17 protein-coding genes are annotated in these 18,434 nt (G+C 57.0%); 9 read left to right on the forward strand and 8 right to left on the reverse strand.

The window, feature by feature from the left end:
* Positions 1 to 824: 824 nt before the first annotated feature.
* On the reverse strand, positions 825 to 1,541 hold the full coding sequence (locus tag EOA32_RS17160) for a hypothetical protein (protein ID WP_128372373.1): 717 nt from the start codon (positions 1,539 to 1,541) through the stop codon (positions 825 to 827).
* Positions 1,542 to 1,848: 307 nt separating this feature from the next.
* On the reverse strand, positions 1,849 to 2,172 hold the full coding sequence (locus tag EOA32_RS17165; protein ID WP_128372374.1) for a hypothetical protein: 324 nt from the start codon (positions 2,170 to 2,172) through the stop codon (positions 1,849 to 1,851).
* A gap of 502 nt (positions 2,173 to 2,674) precedes the next feature.
* Between EOA32_RS17165 and EOA32_RS40765 the strand changes: the two genes are divergently transcribed.
* The gene (locus tag EOA32_RS40765; RefSeq protein ID WP_348632206.1) at positions 2,675 to 2,992 is read left to right on the forward strand and encodes a GNAT family N-acetyltransferase; all 318 of its coding nucleotides are present in this window, start codon (positions 2,675 to 2,677) and stop codon (positions 2,990 to 2,992) included.
* Positions 2,993 to 3,275: 283 nt separating this feature from the next.
* On the opposite strand, the gene EOA32_RS17170 is transcribed toward EOA32_RS40765, so the two are convergent.
* The gene (locus EOA32_RS17170; protein WP_128372375.1) at positions 3,276 to 3,524 is read right to left on the reverse strand and encodes a conjugal transfer protein TraD; all 249 of its coding nucleotides are present in this window, start codon (positions 3,522 to 3,524) and stop codon (positions 3,276 to 3,278) included.
* Position 3,525: 1 nt separating this feature from the next.
* Positions 3,526 to 3,852: a conjugal transfer protein TraD gene (locus tag EOA32_RS17175; RefSeq protein WP_189407184.1), complete on the reverse strand. Its 327-nt coding sequence runs from the start codon at positions 3,850 to 3,852 to the stop codon at positions 3,526 to 3,528.
* A gap of 172 nt (positions 3,853 to 4,024) precedes the next feature.
* Here EOA32_RS17175 and traA point away from each other — a divergent pair, with 172 nt between their 5' ends.
* Complete coding sequence (gene traA, locus EOA32_RS17180; protein WP_128372377.1) at positions 4,025 to 7,072, forward strand: Ti-type conjugative transfer relaxase TraA; 3,048 nt, start codon at positions 4,025 to 4,027, stop codon at positions 7,070 to 7,072.
* Between the two features lie 130 nt (positions 7,073 to 7,202).
* Positions 7,203 to 7,418 carry an AlpA family phage regulatory protein gene (locus EOA32_RS17185; protein ID WP_128372378.1) on the forward strand — a complete coding sequence of 72 codons (216 nt, stop codon included), beginning with the start codon at positions 7,203 to 7,205 and terminating at the stop codon, positions 7,416 to 7,418.
* 292 nt (positions 7,419 to 7,710) lie between these two features.
* On the opposite strand, the gene EOA32_RS17190 is transcribed toward EOA32_RS17185, so the two are convergent.
* The 3 genes from EOA32_RS17190 to EOA32_RS39905 form a co-directional block, all read right to left on the reverse strand.
* Entirely contained in the window at positions 7,711 to 8,697 is a 987-nt protein-coding gene (locus EOA32_RS17190) for a RelA/SpoT domain-containing protein (protein ID WP_128372379.1), read from the reverse strand.
* On the reverse strand, positions 8,694 to 9,740 hold the full coding sequence (locus EOA32_RS17195; protein ID WP_128372380.1) for a nucleoid-associated protein: 1,047 nt from the start codon (positions 9,738 to 9,740) through the stop codon (positions 8,694 to 8,696). Before EOA32_RS17195 ends, EOA32_RS17190 begins: the two co-directional genes overlap by 4 nt.
* Before the next feature lie 279 nt (positions 9,741 to 10,019).
* Positions 10,020 to 10,247 (reverse strand): transcriptional regulator, encoded by a 228-nt coding sequence (locus EOA32_RS39905; protein WP_245499307.1) that lies wholly within the window; start codon positions 10,245 to 10,247, stop codon positions 10,020 to 10,022.
* 149 nt (positions 10,248 to 10,396) lie between these two features.
* Here EOA32_RS39905 and EOA32_RS17205 point away from each other — a divergent pair, with 149 nt between their 5' ends.
* The 6 genes from EOA32_RS17205 (at position 10,397) to EOA32_RS38645 (ending at position 17,412) form a co-directional block, all read left to right on the forward strand.
* A complete protein-coding gene (locus EOA32_RS17205; RefSeq protein ID WP_128372381.1) occupies positions 10,397 to 11,059 on the forward strand; it encodes a hypothetical protein in 663 nt (220 codons plus the stop codon).
* Between the two features lie 359 nt (positions 11,060 to 11,418).
* Positions 11,419 to 11,988: a recombinase family protein gene (locus EOA32_RS17210; protein ID WP_128372382.1), complete on the forward strand. Its 570-nt coding sequence runs from the start codon at positions 11,419 to 11,421 to the stop codon at positions 11,986 to 11,988.
* 368 nt (positions 11,989 to 12,356) lie between these two features.
* Entirely contained in the window at positions 12,357 to 13,172 is an 816-nt protein-coding gene (locus tag EOA32_RS17215; RefSeq protein WP_128372383.1) for a hypothetical protein, read from the forward strand.
* Between the two features lie 1,641 nt (positions 13,173 to 14,813).
* On the forward strand, positions 14,814 to 16,109 hold the full coding sequence (locus tag EOA32_RS17220) for a hypothetical protein (protein WP_128372384.1): 1,296 nt from the start codon (positions 14,814 to 14,816) through the stop codon (positions 16,107 to 16,109).
* On the forward strand, positions 16,064 to 16,897 hold the full coding sequence (locus EOA32_RS17225) for a hypothetical protein (RefSeq protein ID WP_128372385.1): 834 nt from the start codon (positions 16,064 to 16,066) through the stop codon (positions 16,895 to 16,897). The genes EOA32_RS17220 and EOA32_RS17225 overlap by 46 nt, the downstream gene beginning before the upstream one ends.
* Before the next feature lie 329 nt (positions 16,898 to 17,226).
* On the forward strand, positions 17,227 to 17,412 hold the full coding sequence (locus EOA32_RS38645) for a hypothetical protein (protein WP_189407186.1): 186 nt from the start codon (positions 17,227 to 17,229) through the stop codon (positions 17,410 to 17,412).
* Positions 17,413 to 17,419: 7 nt separating this feature from the next.
* Here the strand turns inward: EOA32_RS38645 and EOA32_RS17235 are convergent.
* On the reverse strand, positions 17,420 to 18,434 hold a 1,015-nt coding region (locus EOA32_RS17235; protein WP_245499306.1), incomplete at its 5' end, for an integrase.

Raw genomic sequence — 18,434 nt, forward strand, 5'->3', positions numbered from 1 at the left:
CGAACCGGCTCTTCATCATTGGACTTAAGCGTAAGCTCTGAAATCGTCATGTGTCGAAGCCCTTAAAGGCTCCGAACATCGTTCCTCACGGTCACGCGCGAAAGGTGCTGTCAGAACAGCGCTTACTCTACTGCAATTATCGTCCAGGTTGCGCAGAACGTTGGCTGTCGTTTGGTCGGCGCTCCCACCCAGAGGGTTCGGTGGTACAGAAGTTGGAAGAACTCACGAAAGCGCAGAAAGCCAGTGGCTCGCGGCCGGGGCCGTTCGTCCTGATCGATTCCAACTGACCCATACCCGAAGAGCATCTGCGAAACGTTTCCGCGGAATTGACCTCTCTACGGAGACACCCAATGGTATTTCTCGATCACCCTGCCATTCCGATCGAACGAGACCGACCAAGCTTCGAGATCGAGGAAAAGGCGGTTTTCGAACCATAGCCGCTTCTCGCATGGGGGCCTACATTGCTCCGAGGCGTATCTCGCAAAGGTTTTGCCTGCCCCGTCCGTCGTGCTTGGGGCACCAAATCGATTTGCCACGTCCTCATAGCTGTCGCGCTGCCTCTCTGGACAACCTGGCCGCAAGACCAGATCCCAAATAGGCGACAATCAAAAGGACGACGATTCCGATTGTGATGAGCGACTTTAGTCTTCTCATGCCCTCGGTTCCTCATTTCCTCACGTTTCCGAGATGGTCCCAAAATTGCTCTCCGGCCGCCGGAATAACGGAGCTTCTCTGCGCGACCTTTATCCGAAGGCAAGTTGACCGCAGCGTGTTAGCTGAGGCAGTTGATTTCCATTCGCGCGGGGGCGGTCGGATTTCGGGACTCAGACTGAACTGTCTCCAGTTCCATCGCCATTCCTGAGACGGTCGATATACCCGACAAAGCCAGATATCGATCTGTTGATCGCGATAGCCACCGCTATATAGACGATGCAAAATAGGAAGCTCCACCACGGATACCCCCACCCCAGTCCGAATATATTGTCCGCAACAACGCAGAGGGCAATTACGAAGCCTACCATAATCGTCCCTATCGAGATGGTCTTGGATACGACGACGACCGTAGTCTTGTAGATATTTCTCGTGCGATCCATGGACATCGGGGAGTTCTCCGGAGGGTCGCTTTTATGATTCCGTCGCTTGGCCGGTTGCGAAGCGGGCGACGTTAACATCTTTGAGCGTATCTCAGAGACGAAGATCGATGGGTGTCTTGGCGATATGACGACATATTTCGAGACTGAATTCTTTCTTTTTATGAGCACGGCTCTCGTCGTCATCCGGTTCCCGATGGCGAGTGTGAATATTCGGCTTGCGAGGCTTGCTTCCTTGTCTGGAAATCCCTGCAAGAAGCGGATTTCCCAGACATTCGCGATATTATTGTACGGGATCCGGAAAATTCCAAAGGTTCGGAATAGGCGAATTTCGACCGCGGTTTCCCCTAGGTAGAAATCGTAGAGATACGACATGCCGTACCGGAACACCCAGAACACAAACGCGAACCAGACACATAGAACAGATAAGATAACAATCACGTTGGTCACGGCGGTCGCCCATGTATCGGGTGCTGTTGTTTCTGCTTCAGATCATCGCTGCTTCAGGAATGGCTCTTTCGAACAACGCTTCCAGTGGGGGCACCCATTGGGTCGCCGCATCGTTCAAATCATAGGCGGAATTAACGCCGTGCTGCCGTTGCCAAGCAGCGCGATGTTGCCGGCATGAGCCCTCGATGAGGACACGGGCGGCTCCAACGGCCAATGCCGTTTCGGCTGGATGGTCGATGACAGAGGAATAGAGATGTCTGAGCATGAAAGGCGGGATAGCTGGGGCGTCTAGGCAGCCTGTCACAGTTCAGAGCCAATCAGGAACCGTAACGCTCACAATGCACGCACCCTTCCTCTGCACCTTAAAGCCGCCAACCAGCCCGTTATCTCCTTCCCACAGAAATGCGTGCTCATTCTCCTTGGCGAACTTTTCAAAGTCCGGGACTGTCAGATGACAAGAAGCGAAGCCCATGTTTGCCATCTTGCTCAAGAAGCGCAATTCACTCCGTTGCAATCCAATTTGTTCTTTCAGGTTGTCGATTTCCAAGGCCGGATCGAGGCTCCGGACAAACAACAGAATCGCTATCACGCTCGGGACGACCACGAGAATTGCGGACACAAACTTCTTCATCAGTGGTCCCGCTTGCGGTGAGCATGTGGCTTTAGCACGGCGGGCGCAACGTCGCTATTTCGGACTCCATATACAGTTAAACAGAACCTACAGTGACAAGCCTTTTGCGACTTCCAGAATCTGCCGCCGTTATTCACCATGCAGCAGAGCGGGCAACCGCAAGAGCTTGAATCATCATGGCTTGGATTGCAAAGAAGCTCGGGCAAATTGTGCGCTCTGGACCCACCAGGGATCCGCCACCTGAGTCCTCCGGAGCGGCCGATGCTCCTCTGTCCCTAGCGCAGCCGTGCTCGTCCCTCAAAGGACACTCCGCTCAAGCCCTTGCGGACTGCGCGCGCCAGCGCTTTACGGGACGGCCGGCGGCGGCTCCGGGGTCAGGCCTGAGTTCCGAGATCTGGGTCTAGACTAGCGCTGCTGATGCGGTGTTGGCCGATGGATGCCTCGGCTGATAGTCTGGCTGCGTGGAAATAAAATGCGATATCCCGCATCGCGCGTGATAGCGATGCTGAAGCGAAGCCGAGTGATCGTATCGTCGCTTCGCGAAACCAATGCGAACCATTACTCGCCAGAGATTGTCGAGCGAGTGGCCGAGAACTTCAGCCCCCCGCGCAGTGCTGGAACTGATGCGCAAGAGGAAGGTTTTCGTCGCCGTTTCGGGGCAACGGATCATCGGCTCCGAAAGCCTTGCCGAACACGTGGTTCGGACGGTTTTGTGGCTCCTGATGTCCAGAGTCGGGGCGTAGGCAAGCAACTCATGGATGCGGTAGAGCACGCGGCACGAGACGCGAACGCAATGGTGCTGTCATTCCCTCCTCCGTGACGGCCGAGCACTTCTATTGCAGGCTTGCTTTCAGGGCCGCTATTCCGGTCATTCATTGTATCCCTGTCGACAATTCCGACAGGGAGTTTGTTTCTCTTTTCGGCTCTTCCGGCTGTGAAAAATCGACGCCTTTGCAAACTCGGCTTTCCGAAACCAGTTAGTCCGGGGTCAGGCCCAATCGAGACGTTTGATACCGCAGACCGCAGCGTGGGCCGCTCAGTGCAGCGCGGGCGGGGCTACGCTGTTTTGGGGTTTCGCGCCGCTCGCCATTGACCAACCAGCGTTATACCCACTGGCTGTTTTGCTCTTGATGCCGTTCCGCATTGAACGCCTGCTTTCCCTTCGCGGCCCAAAGGCTCCGTGCATGCTCGCGTTCGAGGCTCTGTAGCTTCGTGGCGACCCACAGAAGCGCGCCGTAGATGATAGCGCGATCGTCATTGGTCAGTTCAACGATGCCTGCCTTGACCACGAGTCCGCCTAGCTCGATCAGATGCCTGGTGCGCTTGCGGCGTTCGACTTGCCAAGTGCGCATGTCATTGCGAGCCAGAGCCGCCTGCCGGCGGTTGCGGGTTGCCCGGTTGCGCTGGAGCGCTACGTCGGTTGCTTTCAGGTGTCGGAGCAGTTCGCCGGGACCGGCTCTCGAAAAACGTCACCCCACGCTTGGCCCATGCCTCACGCTTTGCGGTGTCTTTCGTCTCAGTAATTGCGACCAGCGCGCCGGCCAGTTCGTCGGTGCTGAGTTGGTCAGCGCCGGTGGCGATCACCAGTTCGCCAAGCTGCTGCACCTTTCGCGTTCTGAGATCTCGCGCCTTGTCTTCCAGTGTTTTCAGTTCCGCGTCGAAGTCTCGTGGCTTACGCATGGTAGTCTCCATCGATTGTTGATGCTGCGATGATAGGGGAGCGTCCATCGAAAGGCTTCAGGGTTGCCGAGACAGCCCGGGACGGGCTGGTCCATCCCGAGAATTTTTCGAGGGAGGGCGCGCTTATACGTCGTGCCGACGTTCGCTTTGACGTGCAAATGATACTGTCGCGATGGCGATCTATCATCTTCACGTCAAGGTCATTGGCCGCAAGGCTGGCTCAAGTGCCGTGGCGTCTGCCGCCTACCGCTCTGCCTCGCGGCTGCGCGACGAGCGGATCGAACGCAGCCACGACTTCTCGGCCAAGCGTGGGGTCGTCCATTCCGAGGTCTTGCTGCCGGAGAACGCGCCGGAAGCCTGGAGCGATCGCGAGCGGCTGTGGAACGACGTCGAGGCCTTCGAGGTGAGGAAGGACGCGCAGCTTGCGCGCGAAGTGGAGTTCGCTCTCCCGCGTGAACTGAGCCAAGCGCAAGGCATCGAACTGGCGCGCGACTTTGTTAAGGCCGAGTTCGTCAGCCGGGGCATGGTCGCCGATCTCAATGTGCATTGGGACAGGGCGGAGGATGGCAGTCCGAAACCACATGCTCATGTCATGCTCACCATGCGGTCGGCCGATGAGAACGGCTTTGGTCCGAAAGTGCGCGACTGGAACAGCACTGAACTGGTCGAGCGCTGGCGGGAGCGTTGGGCCGAACTTGTCAATGAGCGCCTTGCCGAACTCGACATCGACGCGCGCATTGATCATCGCAGTTTGGAAGCGCAGGGCATTGCCCTTGAGCCGCAAACCCAGATCGGTGCGCCAGCTCAACGCATTGAGGGAAGCGGCCTTGAAGCTGCCAACATCGAAGCCGACCGCGCCGAGTTGCACCGCGAGATCGCGCACAACAATGGCGCGCGCATCATCGCCGAGCCATCCCTGGCGCTGCATGCCATCACGCATCAGCAATCAACCTTCACCCGAAAGGACATTGCGAAGTTTGCGCATCGGCACAGCGACGGAATGGAGCAGTTCGACGCGGTGATGGGAGCCATCAGCGGAGCGCCCGACCTTGTCGAACTCGGCAAGGACGGACGCGGCGAAGATCGCTTCACCACCCGGCATATGATCGAGACGGAACAGCGCCTGCATGCTGCAGCAGAACGTATGGCCGGCGAGAGACTGCATGCGATCAGTGATCGGGATCGTGCTACGGCATTGGCGCATGCCGAGCAGCGCGGCCTTATTCTGTCAGGTGAGCAGGCGGACGCGCTAGCGCATGTCACCGATGGCCGCGGTCTTGGTGTCGTTGTCGGTTTTGCAGGCACCGGCAAGAGCGCCATGCTGGGTGTCGCGCGCCAGGCATGGGCCGCAGCAGGCTACGAGGTCAGAGGCGCGGCACTCTCCGGCATTGCGGCCGAGAATCTCGAAAGCGGTTCGGGCATCTCGTCTCGCACCATCGCCAGCATGGAGCACAGCTGGGGACAGGGCCGTGATCTGCTCACCGCGCATGATGTCCTGGTGATCGACGAGGCAGGCATGGTCGGCACGCGCCAATTGGAGCGCGTGCTCTCACATGCTGCGGAAGCCGGTGCAAAGGTCGTGCTGGTCGGCGATCCGCAGCAGCTGCAGGCGATCGAGGCGGGCGCCGCATTCCGTTCGATCCACGAACGCCACGGCGGTGTCGAAATCGGCCAGGTGCGCCGGCAGCGCGCGGACTGGCAGCGTGACGCCACGCGCAATCTGGCAGCTAGCAGGATCGGCGCTGCGATGAGCGCCTATGACGCACAGGGCATGGTGCATCAGGCTGCGACGCGCGACCAAGCGCGCCGAGATCTGGTCGAGCGCTGGGACCGCGACAGGCAGGCAGAGCCAGACGCAAGCCGGATTATTCTCACCCACACAAACGACGAGGTGCGCGCGCTCAACCAGGCCGCGCGCGAGCGCATGCGCGCTGCTGGAGATCTCGGCGACGATGTTCAGGTGGATGTCGAGCGCGGAGCGAGGGGCTTCGCGAGCGGCGATCGCATCATGTTCCTGCGCAACGAGCGGTCGCTCGGCGTCAAGAACGGCACGCTCGGCGTGATCGACGAGGTCAGCATTCAGAGCATGACGGTTCAAACCGATGACGGCAGGTCTGTACGCTTTGACCTGAAAGACTATGCCCACATTGACCACGGTTATGCGGCGACCATCCACAAGGCCCAGGGCGTGACCGTCGACCGGACCCATGTGCTCGCCACGCCGGGCATGGATGCGCATGGCAGCTACGTCGCACTGTCGCGGCATCGAGACGGCATGGAACTGCATTATGGCGGCGACGACTTCAGTACGCGGGAGCGGCTGGATCGCACGCTGTCACGGGACCGCGCCAAGGACATGGCGTTGGATTACAAGCAGGTCGACCCGGCGCAGAGCTATGCCGAGCGGCGCGGCATCACGTTCCGCGAGCGCGTGGTCGAGATTGTGCGCCGAATCGTTCCGGAGGAGCTGCGCGACAGGATCGGCGGATTGCTGGACGGGTTGCGCTTGCCCGCAGACGCAATGTCCGGTCAAGACCGTGGGCGCAGCCCGGGAAGAGGAGACGGTGGAGCGCAAAACGGAGATGCCGGCCCCACGCCTGGAAGAGAAGGTTCCGCCAGGGGAGCACAGCGCGAAACGGATTTGCCGGTGGACCCGGAAGCCGCGTTGCGCAGCGCTCGCACGAAGGCGCTCGTGCGTCACGCGCGCGCGCTCGACGCTGTTATCCGCACCGGAAATGCGGATGGGCAGGGGACTCCTCAGCAGATGCGGGAATTGAAAGAGGCGCGCGACGCTTTCGAGAAGGTTCGGCCTCATGGCAGGCGTGATGCCGAAGCGGCCTATGTCAAGAATCCCGAGATGGTTCGTGAGGCGGCCGCCGGCCGCGTCAACCGCATCGTGCTCGCTCTTCAGCTTGAAACAGAGATTCGCACCGGGCTGGACTCCGATCCGATCCGGCGCGCCGACCGTTTCGTTGAACGCTGGCAAAAGCTCGACCGGACAAGCCAGGAGCAATATCAGGCCGGCGATATGTCCGGCTACAAGTCAACCCGCTCGGCCATGTCCGACATGGCCAAAAGCCTTGAACGCGATCCGCAGCTTGAATCCCTGCTTGCCAATCATAAGAAGGCGCTTGGCATCGAGGTCGAGTCCGGCCGCCGCCTTGGTGTGGAACTCGCGTTCAACCACGGCATTGGCAGAGGGCGTGGCATAGGAATCTAAACCCTCCGATTTGCCGCCGTTCCCACGCCCCAGATCGATGAGAAGGCAAATCTGATTGCGCGCGTGCCTCGGGTTGTCCTGTCTGGCTCCAGCAGGTGTCAAATGCTCTCAGCGAAAGGCAAACCAGCCCATGCCTGAACCGGATCGTATCATTCGCCTCAGGACCGTCCTCGCGCGGACCGGCTTGTCCCGCTCAACGATGTACCGCAAAATCGCCGAAGGCACGTTCCCGGCTCAGATCAAGATCAGCATGAATGGTGCGGGATGGCGAGAATCCGATATCGATCGGTGGGTCGCTGATCCTGTCTCTTGGCATACCAAAGTGGGTCGAAAAAACAGCGACTAAGGGCGGTCAAATGGCACGTTCCTGCCGCCGATGAGCACGTCTCTCTTAGCAAGTTCAGTGACTGAAAAAGGGGCCGTTATCGGCCAAGCGGGTTTCGGACGGGATTTGCAATAAGCAGGCGGCCTTGCGGTCATTCGCCGTCAAATTTGAGAACCAAGCTAGCGGGCACCCGTCAATGTCCACGCTTGGTGAGCTTATATTGGCACAACTCCTTCAAGCGCAACGTTTCTCAGGGGAAATGCGCGACTCATCAGCTGCTGCTCCGGTACAGACGCCTCTGATTGCTTGTGGCCTACTGCGGAAGGGCCAAGCCAAGGTCGGAGTATATCGGCGCGAGTTCCTCATCGGTCAGTAAACCGGGCGAGGTGGCTATGCTCGGGAAATTACCCACCACGAAGTAGAGCAACAAGATTGAGGGCAAAGCGAATAGGGTCTGGTCTTCTAGTCGACCCTTGATGCGCTCCATGACGAAATCCTTAGTGTTCAGCCAAAGGAGGATGTCTTCGATTGAGTTCTCGCCGGCCAGTGGCAGGTACGCCTCGGTCAGCTCGCCGTCGAGAGTGGTGACAGTCGCTTCTACGCCGATCTGGTCTCTGTAGTACACGGACAAGGCGTCGATCAGTGCTTTGACGCTCTTGACCGATGCGTCGATGAGGCTTCCGACTTGGCGGAAGTAGTCGTCAGTCGCTTCGATCAACGCCATCGCCTTTGCCGCAGCCCGCATCATCTCAGGCGTCGATTTGACGCTCGGCTTGTAGATTGTGTCGTGGGTGACTTCGCTGAAAGCATGCTGCAGCAGCGTGCGGACCTGGATCTCGCACGGAATGTCCAGCGGCATAGGAACGCCCTCGAAGACGATCCCCGCCTTTGCCCGAACCACATAGTGGACCGACTGATATCCGAACTCCCAAGGCTTGCGGGCTCGCTCCTCGGCGAAGTCCCGGGCCTTTTCCCAGAACCAGTATTTGTCACCGAATTCGGTGATTGCCTTCTCGACGATGGGTATTTCGTCTGAGGTGAGCACGACGAACCGGATTCCCACCTTGTCCTCGATATCGTCATACGGGCTTGCATAGCCCTTGCCGCGATAGAGTGCCTTCTGGATAAGCGACTTGTTCTCCTTCAGCCTGTGCTTAACCGGAAGGCGCAGGAACAGATCCGGCGCCTCCACCTGGGTCGAGAGCCCGTCGATGACCGCGTGGACGATGAACCTGCCCCAGGCATCGTAGTACTGCTTCTCCGCCTCCCAGCGCCGCAGGATCTCGAGCTCGGTCGTCATAGCTGTTCGGTGACTGGCCTGCGGACCGTGATCCTGGTCCAACTTGCACCCTCGCTATCGGAAACATCGCTTGGCGGGACATCCTCGATTGTCACGGTGCCATTGCGTATCGCGTCCGGGGACGCCGAGAACTCGATGTCTGGACCAAACTTGTACTTCCGGCGCCGCAGCCTACCACCCATCTCGCTAATGTCCCGAACCACGGCTCTATCAGTCGGGAATTTCTTGGCTTCGAGGAACCTGTTGAATGGGTCGCGCAATTCGGGTGGCAGATACGTGTCGCCGAACTGTTGCGAGGTGAAGGTGGGGGCCTGATCTACCTTAACAAACGCGAACAGCGCGTCGCCCAGGTCCCTTCGGAGGTCTCGGTCGTTTACTGATGTGCGAACGAATTCCTTCGTGAGGTCGAAGAACTTCGCGGTTTCGTATTTCCCGCTTTCAGGAAAGGCGCAGCCGAGAAAACCGTCGTAGAAATATACGGCCGCGTTCTCCCTGCGGGCGGCGGTGATGTTGCTGTCAAATACGAAGCATCGCCAACTTGTGCTCGCCGTGACGGCGACATCTTCAGAGATGAACAGAGCAAGCTTGTAAAGTCTGGTGGCTGGCGTAAGAAAGATGTTCTCGAGAAATTCGGTTACCACTTTTGCAGCAGCGAGCCGGCGTTGAAAGCCGGACTGCATCTCCGCTTTAATCACGCCTAAGAAAGGCTTTCCGTCACCTCCGACTTTTCCATCGAAGACCAGAAGCATTCCGCCGGGAATCCCTCGTGATTTCTGTGCGTCAGCGAGGGCATCGGCCATGTGATTGGAGATGTTTGGAAAATCGGAGTCGGGTGCGAGCACAAGACGTCGAGCAGTTCCAACCACGCTCGCGTCATTGGTCTTCACTATCTGCATCTCTATGCTTTTGGACTGCGCGGAGAGCGCGTCAGTGATACGCATCCCAAAATGACTGATCGCCTTGGCATCCAGTATCTCGAGCTCCTTGCCGTAGGATGGCGGCACTAAATTGGGCCCGTCTTTCCTCTGGAATACCTCATGCATAACGACTCGGCCAATAGAAAGATTCTCTACAAGCAAAACTCAATCCCCTTCGAAAATATCGAAGAATGTTATTCTGAGCAGGTTAAAGAAGGATAGCAGAACAAAGAGCGAACACAACGCCTCCGTCCTGAATTTCTGACGGGGAATCGTAGGGAGGTCCGCCATGATCGGCGCTGAACTGCGGCGTCGACACCTGTCGGACCCGCGGACTGAAAGTCAGAAACGCAGCCCAAGCCTTTGGCTTAGGTTTGAAGCAATGCAAGCGTGATCGGGCTGTCGCTAGTGGCTCTTGGCCAAACGCACACCAGGGCCTCCGCCGTTCTCTGGGATGAATTCGATCCCAGCAGCTTCAAGAGTTGTTCGGAGCGACGCCACGGTAGAACCCTTGAGCTGCTCGCCTCGTTCAAAGCGGGCGACAGTATCTGGTGATACGCGTGCGTTGCGCGCTAAATCTCTTGTTCCCCACCCAAGTGCCACACGCGCCATTTTACATTGGACTGCATTCATTTTCGTAACATTGATACGATTTTCGTTGATCCGCAGTCCCGACCGAGCTATCGTATCCCTGATACGATTATAGCCTAGTGCGGCTGCTGATGGTGTTGAGACCACCTCCAGCAGCCTGACCACAACCAAAGCTTTAGGGAGCTCGGATCATGGCTGATTCCGACCATAGCACGACTTTGTCTTCCGTCACCCGGCGGCTGCTGATGACGCAGATTGTTGCCATGGGTGCTTTGTGGCCATTTGGCGCACGGGCGCGCGAGAATATTTCGGTTAAGGGTCGGCAGGGCGATCCAGTTCTCCGCTTGTGTGCGAAATGGCACGAGGTTCACCGCTCGACCTTGGCGCTATGCCGGCAACAACAGCAGTTGGAGACATATCTCGTCGAAGCGGTTGGCTTTCCCTGTGCTAAGATGCAACTTCGCGACGGTGGGGAAAGGACGGTCCATTCCGTCGAAAGTCTCGACAAACTCTATTCTTCTGAAAACGAAGTGGCATGGGGCAGGGCGCTTGCAGATCTAGCCGCGCATCAGGCGCGCTGGGACGCTGCTGATGTCGAGATCGGCTTTTCGAGAACAGATGAATTAATACAGCGATCCGAGGCGGCGGAACAGGCGCTGCTGGATGACCTACCTCTGTCTCCGGCACGCTCGGTTGAAGGTGTGTTGGCTAAGCTTTTGGTTATCCTGCACTACGGTGAACATTGGGAGAATCCAGACGATTTCCCATGGCGTCATATCCGGTCGATGCTCGATGACCTTGCCCGCTGCCATGACATCGACCCGGCAAGCATTGTCAACGCCAACGAGCAATGAGGACGCGCTAGTGCCGCCCCAAACCGGGCGATACCTGTCCCGAGCGTGTCACGCGGCGACGTTTGCGGCTAAGCTTCAGATTCAGTGTTCAGAGCGCAAGTCACCCCGCGATGGTGGAGTGACTTACCGGCTGCTGCGATCTGGCCGCTCACCAAAAAATCGATCCCGAGTCACATCGCATTTGGCTTGGCCCCCTTGCTTTGGTTGCTCGGGGATAGGGCACGTGAGCCCGCTGAAATCGAGGTTGTACGTGTCACGCTGGGCATTCCGCAAATTGTCATGACGGTCGGCCCGATCACGTGAAAGCGCGAGAGTGTTGCAAATTTTGTGAGTTTTGAAACAGCAGCAGGCCCGTGTGGATGAAGTACGGATATGCGCGAGTTTCCACGGAATCCCAAGACCTCGGCGCCCAGATTGAGCGCCTGAAAGATGCGGGCTGCCAGAAGATCTTTCGTGAAAAGCTGAGCGGCAAAAAAACCGACAGAGGTCAACTACAGCACCTGCTGAAAATCCTGAAGTGGGGCGATGTCGTGTATGCGGTCGTGGGCGATCGGATGGCGCGGGATCCAGTCGACATGCTGCACATTGTCAGGACCGTCGCGTCAGCTGGCGCCGAGCTGCACCTGCTGGACGAGCCCTTCATCGACACCACATCTGAGATTTCAGACCTCATCGTGTTCCTGTGGAGATGGGCGGCAAAATGGCAACGGCGCCGGATCCTAGAGAACACGTCGAACGGCCGCGCTCGTGCCATGGCGAGGGGCGTCAAGTTCGGGCGGAAGCCGAAACTTTCCGAGCAGCAATGCCTGGATGCGTTGGCGAGCTTGGCAGCCGGGGAGGCGATGGGTTCCGTCGCACGGCGATACAATGTTAGTAAGAGTACGATCTCGCGCCTACACCCTGGCCTCGAAGTGCTGAGAAGGATCTGAGCCCTCAAATTACAGCTAATAGGTCACGACGTCGGCCATTCGCGTCGATCAGCGTCGTGTCGTGCGGCCAATTTATGTCCTTCTCATGGGATATCCGGTCACAGGCGCTTCCGCCACCGCCGAGGCCCGATCCTATGCCCCGCAGCCTTAAATTCGCAGCGGAACTTCTCTCATCGAATTCCCACGCTCCAGCTTCGTCAAATACCTTGTATGGGCGGCCTTGAATTGGCACCAAACCATGCGCCGTACGAGGGAACTCAGAAAAACCGTATGTGTCATACAAATACTACAGCTATGCATTAAAAAAGTAACTTACTGTTCTTGCAGATAAGCGAAATGGTGATCGGCTGGGGGGGGCTGGTAAGACAATGGGATCTGTAAGAATTGCTGCTTTTGTGGTCGCCTGTACCAGCTTGGCAAGCTGCGGAACGCAGGTTCCTCGTATAGAAGAAATGCCTTACGGTCAGGGCGAAGAGCAATTACTAATCCAAGCCATCATACAGAGCGTGCATTGTGATCTGAGCAATGCCGTCAAAGAATTTATAAAAGCGGATAGTGAACATCCGCCAAGGGCAGCAGCCTGGTTTGAAAATTGGGGGATACAGATGGCTCTAACCCTCACGATCGAGGAAAAAACCACAATCAATCCCGGTTTGAAATGGAAGGTTCCAACGCCCCTCGTGTCCGCCTTAACGCTGGGCGCTTCGGCGACTGGGACTGCCACCGCAACCCGGATGGATAAATCGAACTATTTTTACACCGTGAAAGAACTCCGCACGATGGATTATTGCGAGTCTGGAATTCAGCCAGCACGGGGTTTGCATTCGCCGTTGATACGCAACGACCTGCGACTCGGCGACTTTTTATTCGAACAATTATCGGTTTCAGCGACGCGAGTGGGGGCTTACCCGGATTCAGAAAAGGGGATTTTCAAGCAGAACGTTCTACAGCATCAAGTGAAATTCGAAGTGCTGACCGCAGTCGGCGCCACGCCGACCGTGACACTTGTGCGGGCGTCGTTCAACGACGGTGGCACGACTTTCGACACTCGCCGAGACAGAACCAGTGACCTGCTCATTACCATGGGCCCGCTAGACCCGGCTCAAAAGAATCCCTCACTCGCGCCCGAGGCCGAGAACGCTCACCTGGCTCAACAAATCAAAACAGCAGTATCTGCGGATTAGTACGGTGGATCACTCATCATCAGATAAGTTGCACGCAGCGCAAAAGAATGGGGGGCAGGTATGGACAAAAAGCAAAAACACCTGAGGCCGTCGCGAACGGGGCGCCGGAAAGCTCGCCTGGCAAAGCTAGGGCGCTCCTCGCTTAGCCTCCAGCCTATCGCCAGCGACCCCATGCGACTGGCATTGCTGGAGTGGCATGGTCCATCCAAGCGGTTGGTAGCTAATATTGTGCTTGCTGATGAGGCCAATGCTGTGCTTGGAACTGCGAAGCGCCCGACGATTACGCCTATCAGGGGTGACCCTTCGCACGTTATACGTTGCGATTGGGTAGATGGCTCTGGATGGCATTGTGACATTATAAGTGTGACTGACCCCCGGGCTCACCCGTAAACACCCCAGGTCAAATTCAGGCGAAGCCTCGGCCTGAGTCCCCGATCGGCGAGGAACTGTTCTTACAGCTATATCCATCTGGGCGACGGAACGGGTGAGTTCCTTTTTTCGGTAAACTTGCCGCCAACACCCCCATCTGAGTGGCAGTTACAGGATGCACGTTCACTTTTCAATTTCCACTTTCGAAAATCAGCGACATAACAATAACAATGGCTTCGCTGGGCGAGATAAAGCTACCTGTGAAATGTCTTGGGCGAAGCGGTTTTGGATCCAACGAAATTCTATACAGAATAATGGTTCGATGCCTGGAATAAAGTTAGATTCGGCGCATCGGCAAGCAGAAAAACGATTGCTAATTTTCGAATTTTCAAATTACATGAAATTTCCAGCAACTCAGCGCTTTTGGGGAGCCACTCATGGCAGCGTGCGGGCGCGTGGAAGTTCAGCTAAACCGGCGTCAGCTTGGCGTCCTGTTTTTCGGCGCAGGTGTGTGGATCGCCACAGGGAGACGTACGGCTTTTGCCGATCGCGTCACACCCGATGACCGTTTCTTTTCCATCAAGAAGACAGACTCGTTGGTCGAGATCGAAGCGATCGATATCTCGCTAAGGCAGGATCTGATCGTTGGTGATCGGGATACGATCATCAGAGCGGATCGAATCGAGATCGCAGAGAACATTTCGTGCGCTGGACGAAATATTGTCCTCTTGGCGAGACAGATCGAATTTCTGACTGACGTATCGATCACAGCTAGTGGAGCTGTGCCAACAAATGACTTTCGACCCGAAGAGCGAGCCAGAGACGGCCAGACTCCCGGCGAGGATGGTACGGCAGGTGCAGCAGGATCAAACGGTGCACATGCTGGGAACGTAACTCTAATCGCTGACGAAGTGATTGGTGTCGCGAAGATTGCTGCGATGGGCGGGAACGGCGGAGGCGGACAGAATGGTGGGAACGGCGCCCGCGGCCCAACCGGGTCAACTGGTGGTAGCCCGGGTGCGTCGGGGGGCGCCGGCGGCGTGGGAGGGAAAGGTGGATTGGCAGGGGCAGCAGGATCTGGAGGAGCCGGAGGAACCGTAACCATCGCAACCAAGACACGCCTGCCCATGGATCGCACAATTGTGGCTGTCAATGGCGGAGCGCCTGGAGCCTCGGCACAGCACGGCGCACCGGGCGGTGGCGGCCTCGGTGGCGCAGGGGGAGAAGGCGATGTGCGAGTTGGTAGAGAATGCGAACCTGGAGTGAGATGAGATGTCCGATCCCGCTTCGTTTGAAGATAGTTTCGACCGGATTCGGAATCCTGACCTAGAACCTGCTCCATCAATCGCTGTCCCATCCTTCAAGGTGTGGATACCGCCCAATCTAAGGCCAACTGAGGTAATGGGAGCGAAGGCTAGCCCGGTCATTGAACCGCTGCGTATGGGGCCTTGCTATCCAATCTACGAACATCGAAAGGGGCCCAGGGGCCCCGACGGGCCGGCTGGCCAAGCGCGGACGGAACCTGTTGCCCCTCCTGCGGCCGGGCCTGATGGCACATCGACCGTTCGCGAGTACGACACCGCCGATTTTACGGGCACAATGTCGACGACCTACGTGCGATCTCTCCTCCAACAAATTCAGGCCAACTACCTCAATAGCCAATACGATGAGGTTGGGCTCCAACTTGATTGGATGGTGCGTTCGGTTGGTGCGCTCAGTTCGGCCGGAGACGCCAAATACGACGATTATTTCCGAACCATCAGCGCCCTAATCTCTCAACTGCGACTCGGGCTGGACTACTACGGGCTCCCTCAGAACTATGTTCCCCTTCTGTCGGTTACTTATTATCTGAGCGAGATTGAAAATCTCATCGGCCATGCGCAGGCGATAGATGACGCATATAGGGATGTTTTCAGCGCGTCGACCGATCAGCAACAGAAAATGAAGGCACTCGGAACAGCTCAGGCTACGATCGAGAGCGTTCTAGCCTTGAGCAAGAACCGGCGAGACAACCTCCGTCGGAGCACTACAGCCACACAAAACACTATTCAAATGATGCGCGAGCAATTGGATCAACTCTTTTTTGAGTTGATTGCTGCCGACGCAGATTTTCAAGAGGCGGTTCGTAACCAATCCGGTGGGGGATGTAGCTTTGTTGATTTGTGTATGTTCGTCGCAAGCGTCGTCGCTGTAGTGTATACTGGAGGCGCGGCTGCGGTCGCCTTGGCGCAGTCGGCCAAGAAGATATTTGTGGATGGTCCAAAGGACGCCGCTGGAAGCCCCGAGAATAACACTATCGAAGCGGTGAAATATATCGTTCGATCGGTTGAACCTGCTGGAAAATCAATCGCTGAATTCCAAAAAGCATACACGACATATAAAAAGTACATGGAAATACCTGATAAGCCGGATGCGCCAAAATTACCGGATGACCATGCAAAACTACTGGTATCAAGGATGATTTTGATAAGCAGATTGAGCCCTTTCTCTCTCTTTCGGAGGCGCAGCGCTACAAGGCCCTCATGCATACGTACATCGAGCTATGCGAAAGCCGAAATAACAAGATAATGGAGCTGAACGCTGTTTATGCTGAAATAGCCTCTTTGGATGGGATGTTGGACGCGAAACGACAAGAGCTCGATGATGTTCGGCAGGAAGTTTTTGACAACGTCGATCCTTCGCTGCCAGTCGTAAGGACGTTTCTCGATGGAGCCAGTCGGGAATCAAAAGGTCAGGTTCTAAAAGCCATTTATTTCATGGAGAAGGCATATCAATATTATGTTGGCGACCAGGAACTCGTTCACATAAATGATCGTACCATTGAGCTCCTGCGAGCGTCAGCTGCGTCAGTCCGATCAAGAGTAATGGATGCAAAAAGAGGCTTTGGGCGGCCACCATCAGTATTTACTCGCAAGCCTGTTGTCCTTGATCCCTACCTGACCGAAACGGCTTGGAAGGAGTTGCGCTCCTCGGGTGTCTTCACCTTCGCCTTACCACAGGGAATACCCGAGTTTTTGGACTGGGACCTAGCAATGGTGCGGTCCGTAGATTTTTCGCTGGGTGGAGTCTCCACTCTGCAACGGGTCATAAAGACAGTCCACCATGGGAAGTCGAGCATTAGAAATGCAGGGATCTGGAAGCACTATTCCCATCAGCCTGTGACCGCATTGGTCGAGACTGATGCAAAGGGCAATGTGATTTCGGACGGAACTATTGCCGAGACAAGGGACGATGACTACGTGGGGGTCGCGCCATTCGGCCCCTGGACCGTCGGGATACGCTTGGGGCGTGCGGGTGACCTGAAAAAAATCTCCAGCGTCACAGTGCATTTTACCGGCACCGGGTTTCCGCACTGAATGCGTCGCCAGGAGAGCGTGTGTGCAGGACAGCGGGGTGGCATTCCCTACCGTCTTTGGTAATAGGCATCCCATGCCAGCCTAATATCCGCAAATGTCCATTCCCGGCGTCGGCCGTAGGCCGGACTTTGGCGGGTAGGGCACCCGGCCAGGCCCGATTCCCTTTGGAACTTCATAAACCAGGCCGTGGATTTTGGCTTGCCGCGGCCTGTGGTCTGAATCCGGCGGATTAGCTCACTGTGCGCCCAATGGGCCTGTGGGTTGGAGACGGAAGCTGGGTCGGCGAGGTAACCGCGGAGTTTCTGTAGAGTTGCGTCTTCTGGGGCCTGATGAAGCTCGGCTCGGAGTTCCTCGACGGCAAGCGCGGCACCTTGCCTTGCTGCTTCCTTGAGCATGTCGCGCAATTGCGTACTCGTCAGCACCAGCGCTTGCATGGCATCCATGAGCGGGACTTTCTTGATGGGTGTTTAGCGGCGGAGATCGCCGCGGTTCATTGCCTCACAACCGAGAAATGACGTCAAGCTAAATGCCGAGCAGACTGCCGAGCTTCTCGGTCACTGGGCGGAGGGGGTCCACCAAGTGCAAATCGTAGATCATTGTCGTTCCAAGGTTTCCCTTGTGGTCGACATAGTGCGATACGGCCTCATGCGAGACCCCTTGGGCCGTCAGCATGAGCGAGATGGCAATCCGTTTGAGGTCGTAGAGCTGGAAATACTCAGGCACACCCGGCAGAGCCTTGAACCTGTCCAGCCCCTTGCGGAAGTTGTCGCGGGGCAGGGCTGCATCCGTGTGCGAAGGAAAGATCAATTTGCTTTCGGGCCAGCGAAGAGGTTGCGCCTGAACCATGCCTGCCACCCTGGCGTGGATGGGCACCGAGCGGTAGGGGAGTTCATAGATTGAACGGGACAGCTTGATCCCTTTGGTGTTGTGCTTGCGCCAGACAAGCTTCTCTAGATCGAAATGGCCGAATTCCGCCTTGGCGAGATCGCTCGGGCGAGCCATCGTCAAGAACAAAATGCCCATGAAATTGCAGAGCTCTTGCATCTGATCATTGGCGGTTGTGACCCGCCCCTTGACCAAAGCCATGTCGCGCTTGGCCAAGCCTTCGAGGCTTCCTGTGTCGGGCTCAGCCTCGAAAGCCGGGTAAAAGATATGAGCTGCTATCTGCCGTATCTGCTCTGTTGAGTAGTCCCGGCGTCGGCGCACGACCTTTCGCGCCCGGATCGGGCTGCAGGGGTTGCGCATATCAACGAGCTGCATGCGGATTGCCCAGTTAAAGAGGGCAGAGACATGGCGGAGACCGTCGTTGTGGCTGTATGGCGACGAAAACTGCCGCTGAAAACGCTCGATATCCAAAGGCCGAATCGAACCGAACGGCCTATCCGCGAACATCGAACCAAAATCGGAGTAGGGTTTGCGGATGTTATGGCCGCGGCGGGTGGCCTTTGTCGGCAGCTTTCGGTGCCATGTCGCAACGAATATGGCGAAGGTGACCTGATATCCTGGGGACAGTGTCCGAATATGGCTTTCCCAATAG

It is taken from the genome of Mesorhizobium sp. M1A.F.Ca.ET.072.01.1.1, from assembly GCF_004023325.1.
Classification (GTDB): Bacteria; Pseudomonadota; Alphaproteobacteria; order Rhizobiales; family Rhizobiaceae; genus Mesorhizobium.